Origin of the sequence: Congregibacter variabilis, assembly GCF_045689235.1 — a bacterium.
GTDB classification, from domain to species: Bacteria; Pseudomonadota; Gammaproteobacteria; order Pseudomonadales; family Halieaceae; genus Congregibacter; species Congregibacter variabilis.
Genome location: NZ_CP136864.1, coordinates 1,836,804 through 1,849,034, shown reverse-complemented (window position 1 = coordinate 1,849,034; position 12,231 = coordinate 1,836,804). Strand labels below are relative to the sequence as shown.

Sequence of the window (12,231 nt, the reverse complement as noted above, 5' to 3'; positions counted from 1 at the left end):
CCATGGGCTTCACGGGCTATCGGTTTTCCAGGTGGTAAAAAGTAGCCTCTGCGATGGTGCCTTTGCAGGCCATTAAAAACCCTTCCATGTGCCCCTGTTCCAGATGGACATGATGGGCGTCTATGGATTCCCAGGTTTCAATAAACACAAAATGCGCAGGATCGTTTGCGTCCACGAACATGTCGTAGCGTATGCAGCCGGGCTCAGAGCGTGTGGGGATCAGCAGCTTTTCCAGCTCTGCTCCCACGACTTCTTGCTGGCCGGTCTTGGCGCGAACGTGAGCTATAACAGTAGTCTCAGGCATCGTGGTCTCCATTCAATGTACCGCGGCCGTGTGCAGGGAACTGGCCTTGCGACGTGGGCTTAGGTTACAACACCGTGTGACGCTAACATAGACGCTGTAGTCGTGGCAGTGCGGCTATGTTCGATACGAATAAAACAGATGTAGTCGACAACAAGGACACTCAATGGACTTTGAAATCCCCGCAGACGTTAGCGCATTCCTCGTCGAAGTAGATGACTTCATAGAAGACAAGATCAAGCCCTTACAGAACAGGGATGACAACATGCGCTTCTTTGACCATCGTCGTGAGGACGCCAGAACGGATTGGGATCGCGAAGGTTTGCCCAATGAAGAGTGGGAGGCCTTGCTGCGTCAGGCCAAGGATCTGTCTATAGAGGCAGGCATCTTCAATTATCCCTTTCCCGCTGAGTTTGGCGGTCGGGACGGCGGCAATCTGGGCATGGCGATTATTCGGGAGCATTTGGCCGCCAAGGGTCTTGGGCTGCACAACGACCTTCAGAACGAACACTCCATCGTGGGTAACAACATTGGTTTGTTACTGATGCTTAGATATGGAACCGATGAGCAAAAAGACCAGTGGCTGGAGGGCATGAGCACAGCGCGACAAGGCTTTGCTTTTGGTATCACCGAGCCCGAGCATGGCTCCGATGCTACCTATATGGAGACCCATGCAGTTCGCGATGGCGAGCAGTGGATAATCAACGGCGAAAAGACCTGGAATACCGGTGTACACACGGCCGACGCGGATATGGTCATGGCTCGTACCTCAGGAGAGCCTGGAGATGCGTTGGGTATAACGGCGTTTCTTGTTCCCATGAAGGCATCTGGCGTAAACATCGAGGAATATCTTTGGACCTTCAACATGCCTTCGGATCATGCCCGCGTTTCTTTCACGGATGTCCGAGTGCCTGATGGCGCTATCTTTGGTGGCGAGGGCAAGGGACTCATGGTGATTCAACACTTCTTTAACGAGAACCGTATTCGTCAGGCGGCGTCGAGCCTGGGAGCCGCTCAATACTGTGTGAATGAGGCGGTGGAACACGCAAAGAGCAGAAAGCCCTTTGGTAAAGCCTTGGCTACGAATCAGGCGATACAGTTTCCGCTGGTGGAGCTTAACGCTCGCTGTGAAATGCTCCGGGCGTTGATTCATAAGACCGCCTGGCTCATGGATCGCGATGGTGCGTTCTCTGTGTCAGACAAGGTCTCTATGTGTAATTACCAGGCAAACCGCTTGTGCTGCGAGGCTGCTGACTTTGCTATGCAGGTGCACGGTGGCATGGGCTACTCTCGCTATAAACCCTTTGAACATATCTATCGGCATCATCGCCGCTATCGCATCACCGAGGGGGCCGACGAGATTCAAATACGTCGCGCCGCAGGTTACCTCTTCGGTTTTATGAGTCAGAGGAAACCCAAAGGCGTTGAGGACTAGCTATGTCAGAAGGTTTGAGCACGGCGCTGGCCAAGCTGCTAGAGCGCGAACTCGCTGACTTTCGAAGTTTACTGGCCTGTGAGCAGCTCACCGCTGGAGCCAGTCAGGAGACTTATCAAGTAGTCATAGAAACGCCATCCGGTACACGTCAGTTTGCGCTGCGGCGATCGCAGCCACTATTGGATGCGGAGTCGAACGTTGGAAATATCAGCTTAGCGACAGAAGCACGTCTCTTTGAGCTTGCCGGGAGAGCCGGTATCCCCGGGCCAAAGATTCACTATGTGCTGCAGCCTGAGGATGGCATGGGCAGCGGTTTTCTCATGGATTGGGTAAGTGGAGAGACTCTGGGGCAGCGGATTGTACGCGTCAAGGAGCTCGCCGATGTTCGCCCCCGTTTAGCAGGGGAGTGTGGGCGTATTCTGGGACGAATTCATGCCTTGGACTGGGCGGCAGCGGGTCTGGATACGGAGCTACCCCACACCAGCCCCAAGGCTCTGGTCACCGAGACCTGGGAGATCTATCGGGATCTTCATGTGCCCGTACCGATGATCGATTACTGCTATCGGTGGCTAATTGACCATGCCCCGGGCGACTCCCGAACGACTCTGGTGCATGGGGACTTTCGAAACGGCAATTTGATGGTTACTCCCGAGGGCGTTGCCGCTGTCCTGGATTGGGAGCTGGCCCAGATAGGAGATCCCATACGAGACCTGGGATGGCTCTGTGTTAACTCCTGGCGTTTTGGCAAAGACGCTTTACCCGTTGGGGGGTTCGGTACTGTCGAAGACCTGTTGGACGGCTACCGCCAGGTCAGTGGAATAGACGTGTCTCACGCAGAACTTAAGTACTGGCAGGTGTTCGGTTCTTTCTGGTGGGCCATGGCAACGCTGCAAATGGCTAATGCCTGGCGCACTGGCGAAACGCCTAGTCTGGAGCGGCCGGTGATTGGTAGACGATCTTCCGAAGCCCAAATGGATTGCGTCAACTTACTCATCCCCGGACAGTTTGAGTTACCACAAATGGACGCTGACACGAGTATCGGTACTCAATTGCCGATGCCCGCTGAGTTATTGTCGGGTGTGGCAGATTTTTTAGGCGGTGATTTTGCCGGTCAATTGGACAGTCGCAGCGGTTTTCTTGCAAAGGTAGCAGCGAACTCTTTGGGTATCGCGCAGCGAGAACTCCAGCACGGTGCTCACTTGGCCAATCAAGAGCGGCGGCGCCTACAAGCATTGCTTGGTAGCGACGCTGAGCTCGACGAGCTGCGCTGGGGCCTGGTAAACAAGTTAAGGGATGGTATGCCCCTTGATAGCCCTGGATTGGCAGAGCATTTGCGCCAAACCGTCGCCTGCCAGCTTGCCATTGACCAGCCTCGCTACTCGGCGTTGCGACAGTCAAATCCTGCTTAAGGACTACTGCAGGTGCTCAGCGTGTCGCTTTGCTCGCGAGCAAATAATCCAGTCCACCGGTGATGGCCGACACCTGCGCCGCGATACAGTCCTGCTCTGAGACCAGAGGACTGTCCGGATAAACTTCTGTGGTCGTCACGTAGGGCGCATCGGTCACACCCATGCAGAGTCCCAGTCCAATTCCGTCGTAACAGATGACACCGTTTTGCTGCAGTGTTTCGCCGATGATTTTGCCGTCGATGGAGGGCGCAATGTGAGTGACCTTTGCTACGGATTTGATGATGGCTTCCTGAAACTCCGGTGCGGGCCGGGATGTGTCTGCCACTGCGTAAAAGCCATCGGGTATGTCCCAGTGATCCTGGCCTTTGGCGTCCCGAGCGGCTAAGGCAGGCCGAAACTCCGTGTTATCCGTGTCGGTAGTCTCGTGCAGATCAAAATGTGCGAGAAACGACAGGTCGCGCTGCTTCAGGTATTGCACAACCGCCAGGGATTCCGCCGCCGGGCTGTCATCGACAAAAGATCGATTGGGGTCGATCGCGTCTGGATTCCATCGATTGATGGTCTCAAATGCCCAGGGACTCACGCAGGGAAGGACCAAGAAATTAAAATCGCGCGCGTAACGCGCAAATTCCTGCTCAAGAAATTCCAGCGCTCCCAAAACTCCACTGGTTTCGTAGCCGTGAACCCCTCCGGTAATCAGAATGCTTGGGAGGTCGGAGTTCCAGTCCCGGGAGCTCACCGCATACAAGATGTACTGCCCGAATGGGCCCTGGAGTTCTCCGTAGCTCTCCAGATGGAATTTGTCGCTGAGCCCATTGATTCGTGATTCTATGAGCTCAGAGTAGGAGCGCTTGCGTGTTTGCAGGGCCAGCCATGCGGCTCTCTCGGGTGCCTCCCACGGAGTGCCGGGCATGCCAATGGGATAGTCGTCAGATGGTGTCATTGCTTGGCGTCTCGTCGATTCTCAGTCGTGAACGATACCCGAAGCGCTGCGCAAGTCTATGCTGGCTTTGCCGCTTGAGATTAATCGCTATTCGCTGCGGCGGTTGTTATTGTAGCGCTCGAATTCTTGGACATAGAAAATGCGTATAAACATCTCTCCCGGCTCCGTATACCGATTGTTTCCTAAGCTGTTGCTGGCGTTGTTGTTAGCAACTGGCTTGCTGAGCGCTTGCAGCGGTATTGAGGTGCTTCCCGAAGACACTCAAACCTTTGAGGCGACAGGCTTTAGCAGTTATGCCTGGAGAAGTGATCCCCCCTCTCAAAGCGATCGCAGTAGGGATCGCCTGCCCCAATCGAGCGCGGCTATCCGAGCCAGCTTTGAGCAGAAGATGAGCCAACTCGGGTACCGGCGTGTCGACAAGGCTGAAGCCGAGTTTTTGGTCGAATATATGGCATCCACCGGTTACAACGAAGGACAGATGCCCCGGGTTTCATCCAACACTGTGTTGTATCCCAGTTCGGTCAATCGCCAGATAGATGGAGCCTCTGTAGATAACGCTTATGCTTTTGGCGGCGCTGTAGAGACCGGCGTATTCATGCTGGTGTTTGTGGATGCAAACACAACGGACGTGCTGTGGCGGGTTCAGATCAGCATGGTGGTGGAAGACTCCAATACTGTCGATGTGAAAGCCGTTGGCAAAGCAATTCGTCAGGGCCTGGCTACGCTGCCGGCTGCGCCTTGAGGATTTGCCACCCCTTGTGGCTGTCGTTTCTTTACTTGGCGGCTGATGCCAGTAAGAGTAATTGGAACGTTTTGATTACTTCCATTTTCATTCCAGCGACCACAGCGTGCATGGCAATCAGGCTGTGATTCACCGGGCTGTCAGAGGTCCCCATAAGGGACCTTAAATGAGCGCGGGCCTTACCGTAGCCGTGCTGCTCGAACGTTCCAAGAATGGCAGTGCTATATTCATCGCCCGTGTGTTTTCGAGTAATGGGTTCGTACCCGAGTTGCTCGATCGTAGACTCTGCCAAAGCCCAGACAGACCAGGGGTTTTGCCCTGTGAGAAGATCGCCATCCTGGCTGACCTGCTCGAGATAAGGCGCTGCGGTTTCTACGGTGGCTCCGCGACTGCGCATTCCATCTTCTAGCAAGAAGGGAAAGATCGTTCGAGCCTCAGATATCAAGAATAGCTCTTCCTCGTTGGTAAAGCCGCTGACCTGCTTGCCTTCCAATAGGTACTGACCATTGCCCAGCTTGACGTTTACTAATGCTGCGGGGCCATGGCAGACGGCGGCTACGACTTTATCGTCTTCATAGAGCTGACGAACAATACGCTGAATCGCTGTGTTTTCAGGGAAGTCCCACATTGCCCCTTTGCCGCCCACAAAGTAGACGCCGGCGTACTCGTCGGGATTCACGCGATCTACAGGCGTGGTGTTTCTGACTTTTTCCATGGCATCGGCATCGTTAAGAAAAGCGTAGTCGAATGGACCCATGTCCTCATCGTCGATGACTACCGGAGGCTCACCGCCCATGGGACTTGCAATATCGACTGTGAATCCGTTTGCGCTAAATACATAGTAGGCACGAGAGAGCTCCGTCAATTCATAGCCTGTGCGTTTTCCTGAGTCCCCCATGACGGCGGTGCTTGTCACTACCGCTAGGATTTTCCCCCTGTTGTGCGTGATGCTTCTATCAAGATAAGCAAGATCGGCAGGTGTGGTCTTCGTCAAATCCACTGATTCGTCGGGCAACATCAGGCTGACGACCCAAAAGCCAAGGCCTGTGACACACACGACGCAAAGGGCGATGCCCAGTAGTATTTTCTTGATCACCTTGTTCGGCCTCATTTATACAATAGGCGCAGGCTAAGTGAGCACAGGTCAAATTAAGGTGAAATTCTCAGGATTAAATCAAAACGATGAGAATCCCAATGGCTTGCCGCCTGCCAGTTAAGTCGTGCTGCTATGCGTTCAACCAGAAATAGACCCTGCCCCAAGCCGGGACTGTCGGGCTGCTTGCTGTTTGCCTTTAGAGGATTATTTATTGGAGGCGCGTTGGTGGGATTGCTAAACACGAGACAGTCATCCCGAAGAGCAATGTCCATGCGGGGTTCATTTGCATAGCGAAGCGCATTCTCTATCAGATTGCCGGTCAGGAGAGAGATGAGTTGGGGGTTAGCCATGAGCTCGTAGTCGTCTGGGATCGCAAGCTCGATGGCGAATCCTGTCTCTGAGAGCGCGCGATCCAAGCTCAGTATTGTCTCTTCTACTATGGGGCGTAGCCTAAGGCGTTGCATCGGCACCGATTCTTGTCGTGCCAAAGCTAGCAGGATGCTCACAGTACTTTGCATATGTTCCGCCGCGTTGCGCAGCTGCTCTATGTCCTGGGCTTCGCTCTGTCGATTTTCGAGTAAGAGCAGACTGTTCTTAATCACGGTAAGCGGTGTGCGCAGCTCATGGCTCACATCCCGCGTAAAGTTACTCTCGCGATCAATTGCGTCACTTAGCTGCTGAAAACTGTTTTGAATTGTATCGGCTAGATAGCCGATCTCATCATCTTGTCCCGCGGCGCTTAGTGTCAGGGATTTTTGACTGTTGCGTACTTCTTTCACTTCATCGCTTAGCTGCATGATGGGGCGTGAGGTTTTGCGAGCGATGCGATAAGCCAGCCATAATGACAATGCCAGCGTGGCGGCCGTAAGCCCTCCCAAGAGTTGAAAAAGTCCGCTGGAGAAGTTTGTCACGGCCAATAATGGCGACACTTCGGCGACCAGCAATGCCTCGTGTTCGTCGCTCAATTGCAGGTAACGGGCGTGGTAATGGCTGTCGTCTGGCGTGAAAATTTCCTGACTTTGGGGGTTCTTCAATAATTGCCGGCGTACGGGTTGCGGTGCTTCTTCTACACCGTGGTAAAGCGCGAAGTAGTCGAGTCTGGGCGTCGGCCACCGGCCCGACGCTCTATAGCTGTCTTGAAGGTAGTTAATTTCACTATTGAGGAGTCGGTCGATAATCTCGTCTTCGGTAACGTAAGCAATAAGCAAAACGAAGCCCAGATAAACGCTAGTCAGCAGCAGCGTCAGGCCTACAAAGGACCGAGTAACTTGACGCTCGATACTACTCCTTTTAGTCACTGCTGACCTCCAGCTTATAGCCGACGTTAGTAATGGTTTTGAGCATGGGTGACGCAAAGGGTTTATCCAGCTCGATACGCAGACTGTAGATATGCGATTTCAAAGCGTCGCTATCAGGCGGAGCATCCCCCCAGATTTGATGGAGCAGCGCTGACCGGGACAGGGGGTTTGGGTAGGCCTGAGCCAGCAGTACCAGAATCCTGAAGCCAATGCTTGTGAGCGCCAGCGCCTGATTCTCCCGTAAGGCAGACTTTTGAGCGGTATCAATGCGCAGATCACCCAGCACCAGTACTTTACTGTGGTGAAGGTCATTGCGCTTTGCGAGGGCTTGGCAGCGTAGTGCAAGCTCCCGTAAATCAAAGGGCTTGGTCAGATAGTCATCGGCGCCGTGTCCAAAGCCTTCGGCCTTTTCCTCAAAGCTGTCGCGCGCTGTGAGCATAAGGATGGGTGTGTTGATTTCCGTTGACCGCTTTATCTGCTCACAGACACGAATTCCATCAATGTCTGGAAGGTTCAGATCCAATAGTATTACGTGGTACGGGTTTGTCTGGGCAAGAGTCATTGCCTGCTGCCCGGTGCGGGCGTGATCCACCTGCCAGCCATGGCCTTCAAGGAAGCCAGTCACCTGTGCTGCAATGGGAAGGTGATCTTCTACCAACAAGATGGATAGCGCCAATCCTGTTTTTAGCGCCGGCATACTAGAGCCCTGTCCCAAAATAAATGGCAGCAAGGGTTATGCAGCTTAACGCCCATACAATCAGGTCACGGCGTTCCAGCAGTACGTAGGTTGTCAGGATGGCACCGATGGGTGCTGCAAAGGCATAGATCGAAACCAAGGTTACTGCCACATCAGCCAGAAAATCCATGGGGTGGATGCTTAGGCCTTGAGCATCAATAGTGATTGCCTCAAGCACATCCATTCCGGTAAATATGATGGTGAACCACAGGCCGATTTGCAGATAGAGCCATGCCTCGGCCCTCGCGCGTTTTCGAAAGGGTGCAGTGATCAGTCCAAGGATCGGCCGAAAGAACAGGGTTACAGGGCCGCCGGGGTCGTTCACGTAGTAGTACAGTCGAAGTCGATGACTCCAGCGATCGAAATTTCGCAAGATCGGGGTGGTCGCCAGCGCGTCCCAGCGCGCTCCCAGTAAGGTGATCGCGCTAAGAGCAACTATGGCGATGACCGGTTCGAAGTTACCGGTATTCGAGGAGATTGCCCCCACGCCGATGCCTGCCAGCACCAGCACAATAAGATCACCGGATAACCGTGATCGGCCACTGCGCTTTTCTATCCAGTCTGGTCGAGGTGGTAGGGCCATGCCGCGACTTGGCGGCATAAATGATAGTGCTCGGGGTGGCTGTCCACTGTGTTTTCGAGCTGTTTGGTCATCATTGAAAGACCGAAGCATTTTGGGAATGAAGAAAAAGTCGGCGATCCACCAGACAAGGCCGCCACCGGCGGTGACGGCCATTGCAAGAGCCGTTGCGGGTCTATCAAGATAAAAGCGATGGCCCCCCACTAGGCCGGTTAAGGCCCAGAGTATCCAGGCAATCTCCCGACGCTTTAGTGGGTAGCGGTAAAGCTCCTCCAGCACCGCGCGAGAGAAATCTGCATCCCGGCGGGGTTTGTGCGACTCCACACTAATACATTGAGGCCTACAGTAGTGCCATTGCCATCATGGCGAGGCCCACTACGCCTACCGCCCAAACGAGACTGCGAAGGTAGGGGATGCCTACAAGATAGATGGGTAAGTAAGCGACTCGTGCCCAGATAAAAATAGTCGCTCCGCCTATGACGGCTTCGGCACTGCCTGCTATCTGTGCCACGAGTGCCAGAGGCACAAACATAATTAGTGCTTCGATGGAGTTGTTAGCTGCCCGCTCTGCGCGTCCGCCTAAGGGGGTTGCTTCGGGTATGTCGTCACGATTGCTGAGCCCAGCCTTAAGTCCTTCGGGGGTCCACTCGCGATTTCTGAGAAACGCGCCGAGCATGATCGCAAGGAACGTCAGCATGGTCATGTAAACAACAAGAGTTAGTAAGGGTGTCATATCTGCTCTCCATCTAGTTATTGTTGGCTATCTTTGAACATGGTGGCTTAGATCGCCCTACCAGGGCAATTCTTTACCTGCATAGGTAAGAAGTCTTCCGCTATCGCTCAGGCTCAATCCATCAATCACCGACATCATGCCCGAGATGGATTCGCTGCTTTGAATGTCTGCGCCCTCGCCACCCATGTCCGTGGCCACCCAGCCCGGGTGCATGGCAATAGCGGTGATGCCCTTGTCTTTCAAATCAACGCTGGCTGTACGCATGATCGCATGCAGTGCGGCTTTGGAGCTTCTGTAGCTGTACATGCCGCCACTGGTGTTTCCCGCAATGCTGCCCAGGGTGCTGCCCATGCCTACTATGACTTTTTGCTCGCTGGCAGCGACATGTTCAGCAAAAGCCTGAATAAACATGGCGGGCGCGACGACGTTAACGTTGAGTACCTGTAGAAAATCCTCAGCGTTGAATGTTCCCAGCCCGGTTCGCTCAGCCATCATTCCGGCATTGAGGATCAGCACATCTATAGGAACGTTTTTTAGCGTCTCGGCCAGCGCAGCGACGGCGTCGAAGTCGCTGACATCAAGTTTGTGCAGGCTGAGATTGGGAGAGCTAGCTGCCAGCGCCTGTGCTTCGCTAGCGCCCTCAGGGTTACGACAGGTGCCTATGACGGTCCAGCCTGCAGCGACATACTGTTTGATGAACTCTAATCCCAGACCGCGGTTAACCCCGGTGATCAATACGCAAGGCATGTGTTTGTCCTGTGGCCAATAAAGAATATGCACCCTCTAGCACTTGGTGAGTCAGGTCAAGCGTCGGCATTAACAGCGCCAGCCGATGCACTTCATGTCGACGCCCGAACTTACAGGACCAGTCCCAGAGCCAGTGGCAAAATGATAAGTGATGCCAGATTGCCAATGAGCACGATGGCGGCGACCCGCTGGGGATCCTGGTTGTAACGCTCTGCAAACAGAAAGTTCATGACGGCCGGCGGGAGCGCGCCAAAGATAATCAGCATGGCCGTGTCTTGTTGCTTGAGTCCCAGCACTGTGGCAAAGCTCCAAGCCAGAAGCATGCCCAGCGCCGGTTTTACAAATGCGCCCAGCAGTGGGGCGGTTAATGCGTCAAAGCGAACTTCCCTCATGCGCACTCCCAGAGCAAACAGCAGGAGCGGAACTGCTACATTGCCCATCAACTGCAAGGCTTCGACCAGGGGAGGCCATATGGGTATCTTTAGTAGAGAAATCCCCAGACCCATGAACACCGCCACCAGAGTAGGGTTACGCCAAAGTGTTTTGATCTGCGCGTCTCGATCGAGCATGTGCAGGCCGACCGAAAAGTGCAGGACATTAGACACGCTGTAGAGGATTACCGCGGCCGCCAAGGCTTCATCGCCCCACGCCAATACGGCCAGGGGAATGCCGATGTTTGCAGAATTATTAAACATCATCGGCGGCACGAAGGTCCGCCATTCGATACCCAGTATCCGCGCCAGTGGTCGGGCCAGAAGTCCGCTGCTAAGCACGATCAGTGCAGCCCCTGCTGCCAGACCCGCATAACGACTGGGATCAAAGCTTTTACTCATCATCGCGCCCAGGATGAGCGCTGGCACAAAGACATCCATGTTCAGCCGGTTCGCCACTGACATCTCTGGATTGTGCTTGCGGCCGTACAAAAATCCCGCGATTACGATAGCGACAATGGGAAACAGAATGCCCGCTATGCGGGCAAACATCATCGTGTCGAGATCGTTATTCATAGCTGGATGAACGTTGGTTTGTTAGCTTAGGGCAAGGGCGACTACTTAGAGCATGCCGGTCAGGCGCTGGCGGATCATTTGCTCGGCATCAGCCATGATCCGGCTAATCAAATCCTCACAGCTTGGAATGTCGTGGATAAGGCCGGCCACCATGCCGCAGGACCAGGCCCCGCACTCAACGTCGCCGTCCATCATTACCCGGGGGTATACGCCAGCGACTTCTGCGGCGATATCGCCAAACTCCAGCTCTTTGCCCCGGGCCTTTTCTGTCGCCAGAATACGTTCCACCGCTGGATTGTTCAGCACACGCTCGGTGTTACGAAGCGGACGCATCACCAGTCGCGTGTCCAGCTCGGTGGCTTCAAGGATGGCCTGTTTGACGTTGTCGTGCACCGGTGCTTCTTTAGTTGCCAAGAAGCGTGTGCCCATATTCATACCGTCGGCGCCCATAGCCAGAGACGCAACCAGAGAGCGCGCGTCCGCCATCCCCCCCGACGACACAAAAGGTATTTCGAGCTCGTCTGCGGCACGAGGGAGGAGGATCATATTGGGGATGTCGTCCTCACCCGGATGTCCGCCGCACTCAAAACCATCAACAGAGACCGCATCGCAGCCGATTTTTTGGGCCTTAAGTGCATGGCGAACCGCCGTGCATTTATGGATCACCTTGATGCCAGCTTCTTTAAGCGCGGGCAGGTACTCGGCGGGATTGTTCCCGGCTGTCTCTACAACCTTTACTCCGCCATCGATAATTACTTTGATGATGCCGGGATAATCCGGGGCATTCACCACCGGAAGGAACGTCACGTTTACGCCAAAGGGTTTGTCGGTCATTTCCTTGCAGCGGGCAATCTCATTAGCGAGATCTTCAGGCGTTTTTTGTGTAAGTCCGGTAATGATTCCAAGGCCGCCAGCATTAGACACTGCCGCTGCCAGTTCTGCGAAGCCCACATAGTGCATGCCACCTTGGATAATCGGGTGCTCGATGCCCAGCAGTTCAGTGATGCGTGTCTTCATGACTCAGGTCCTTTTTATGTAAGGTGGGTCGGATCTTATCCAGCAGGCGCTATGCTGATTTATCCACGACGCTTATGCAATCGCCAATCCAATCCCCTGTGCGTGCATATCGCCCTGCCAATCAGTCAGCGAACTGAGTATTCTGAGGGTCGATAAAAAACGCCGGCGTTGCACAGTGACGAGTGAT

13 protein-coding genes are annotated in these 12,231 nt (G+C 54.3%); 3 read left to right on the top strand and 10 right to left on the bottom strand.

Features of this window, described 5'->3' with window-relative positions; all coding sequences use genetic code 11:
- Positions 1-16: 16 nt before the first annotated feature.
- On the bottom strand, positions 17-304 hold the full coding sequence (locus tag R0135_RS08125) for a putative quinol monooxygenase (protein WP_407349755.1): 288 nt from the start codon (positions 302-304) through the stop codon (positions 17-19).
- A 163-nt stretch (positions 305-467) separates the two neighbouring features.
- On the opposite strand from R0135_RS08125, the gene R0135_RS08120 reads away from it, so the two are divergent.
- Both R0135_RS08120 and R0135_RS08115 read left to right on the top strand, forming a co-directional pair.
- The gene (locus R0135_RS08120; protein WP_407349754.1) at positions 468-1,736 is read left to right on the top strand and encodes an acyl-CoA dehydrogenase family protein; all 1,269 of its coding nucleotides are present in this window, start codon (positions 468-470) and stop codon (positions 1,734-1,736) included.
- Between the two features lie 2 nt (positions 1,737-1,738).
- The gene (locus R0135_RS08115; RefSeq protein WP_407349753.1) at positions 1,739-3,145 is read left to right on the top strand and encodes a phosphotransferase family protein; all 1,407 of its coding nucleotides are present in this window, start codon (positions 1,739-1,741) and stop codon (positions 3,143-3,145) included.
- A gap of 16 nt (positions 3,146-3,161) precedes the next feature.
- Here R0135_RS08115 and R0135_RS08110 read toward each other — a convergent pair whose 3' ends face one another.
- A complete protein-coding gene (locus tag R0135_RS08110) occupies positions 3,162-4,088 on the bottom strand; it encodes a M14 family metallocarboxypeptidase (RefSeq protein ID WP_407349752.1) in 927 nt (308 codons plus the stop codon).
- 139 nt (positions 4,089-4,227) lie between these two features.
- On the opposite strand from R0135_RS08110, the gene R0135_RS08105 reads away from it, so the two are divergent.
- The gene (locus tag R0135_RS08105; protein ID WP_407349751.1) at positions 4,228-4,830 is read left to right on the top strand and encodes a DUF4136 domain-containing protein; all 603 of its coding nucleotides are present in this window, start codon (positions 4,228-4,230) and stop codon (positions 4,828-4,830) included.
- A gap of 31 nt (positions 4,831-4,861) precedes the next feature.
- Here the strand turns inward: R0135_RS08105 and R0135_RS08100 are convergent, their stop codons facing one another.
- The 8 genes from R0135_RS08100 to R0135_RS08065 form a co-directional block, all read right to left on the bottom strand.
- Positions 4,862-5,926, bottom strand: coding sequence for a type 1 glutamine amidotransferase domain-containing protein (locus R0135_RS08100; protein ID WP_407349750.1), 1,065 nt, complete (start codon positions 5,924-5,926; stop codon positions 4,862-4,864).
- 53 nt (positions 5,927-5,979) lie between these two features.
- Positions 5,980-7,224, bottom strand: coding sequence for a sensor histidine kinase (locus R0135_RS08095; protein ID WP_407349749.1), 1,245 nt, complete (start codon positions 7,222-7,224; stop codon positions 5,980-5,982).
- Entirely contained in the window at positions 7,217-7,921 is a 705-nt protein-coding gene (locus tag R0135_RS08090) for a response regulator transcription factor (protein ID WP_407349748.1), read from the bottom strand. The genes R0135_RS08095 and R0135_RS08090 overlap by 8 nt, the downstream gene beginning before the upstream one ends.
- A gap of 1 nt (position 7,922) precedes the next feature.
- Positions 7,923-8,864 (bottom strand): TM2 domain-containing protein, encoded by a 942-nt coding sequence (locus R0135_RS08085; RefSeq protein WP_407349747.1) that lies wholly within the window; start codon positions 8,862-8,864, stop codon positions 7,923-7,925.
- A 16-nt stretch (positions 8,865-8,880) separates the two neighbouring features.
- Positions 8,881-9,273, bottom strand: a complete 393-nt coding sequence (locus R0135_RS08080; protein WP_407349746.1) for an MAPEG family protein — start codon at positions 9,271-9,273, stop codon at positions 8,881-8,883.
- Between the two features lie 57 nt (positions 9,274-9,330).
- The gene (locus R0135_RS08075; protein ID WP_407349745.1) at positions 9,331-10,020 is read right to left on the bottom strand and encodes an SDR family oxidoreductase; all 690 of its coding nucleotides are present in this window, start codon (positions 10,018-10,020) and stop codon (positions 9,331-9,333) included.
- Positions 10,021-10,130: 110 nt separating this feature from the next.
- Positions 10,131-11,027, bottom strand: a complete 897-nt coding sequence (locus R0135_RS08070; protein WP_407349744.1) for an AEC family transporter — start codon at positions 11,025-11,027, stop codon at positions 10,131-10,133.
- Between the two features lie 45 nt (positions 11,028-11,072).
- A complete protein-coding gene (locus R0135_RS08065) occupies positions 11,073-12,044 on the bottom strand; it encodes an NAD(P)H-dependent flavin oxidoreductase (RefSeq protein WP_407349743.1) in 972 nt (323 codons plus the stop codon).
- Positions 12,045-12,231 lie beyond the last annotated feature (187 nt).

Coding starts and splice junctions, on each gene's coding strand:
- R0135_RS08070 (WP_407349744.1), bottom strand. CDS start 11,027: ATGAATAACGATCTCGACACGATGATGTTTGCCCGCATAGCGGGCATT.
- R0135_RS08105 (WP_407349751.1), top strand. CDS start 4,228: ATGCGTATAAACATCTCTCCCGGCTCCGTATACCGATTGTTTCCTAAG.
- R0135_RS08090 (WP_407349748.1), bottom strand. CDS start 7,921: ATGCCGGCGCTAAAAACAGGATTGGCGCTATCCATCTTGTTGGTAGAA.
- R0135_RS08115 (WP_407349753.1), top strand. CDS start 1,739: ATGTCAGAAGGTTTGAGCACGGCGCTGGCCAAGCTGCTAGAGCGCGAA.
- R0135_RS08075 (WP_407349745.1), bottom strand. CDS start 10,020: ATGCCTTGCGTATTGATCACCGGGGTTAACCGCGGTCTGGGATTAGAG.
- R0135_RS08120 (WP_407349754.1), top strand. CDS start 468: ATGGACTTTGAAATCCCCGCAGACGTTAGCGCATTCCTCGTCGAAGTA.
- R0135_RS08125 (WP_407349755.1), bottom strand. CDS start 304: ATGCCTGAGACTACTGTTATAGCTCACGTTCGCGCCAAGACCGGCCAG.
- R0135_RS08065 (WP_407349743.1), bottom strand. CDS start 12,044: ATGAAGACACGCATCACTGAACTGCTGGGCATCGAGCACCCGATTATC.
- R0135_RS08110 (WP_407349752.1), bottom strand. CDS start 4,088: ATGACACCATCTGACGACTATCCCATTGGCATGCCCGGCACTCCGTGG.
- R0135_RS08080 (WP_407349746.1), bottom strand. CDS start 9,273: ATGACACCCTTACTAACTCTTGTTGTTTACATGACCATGCTGACGTTC.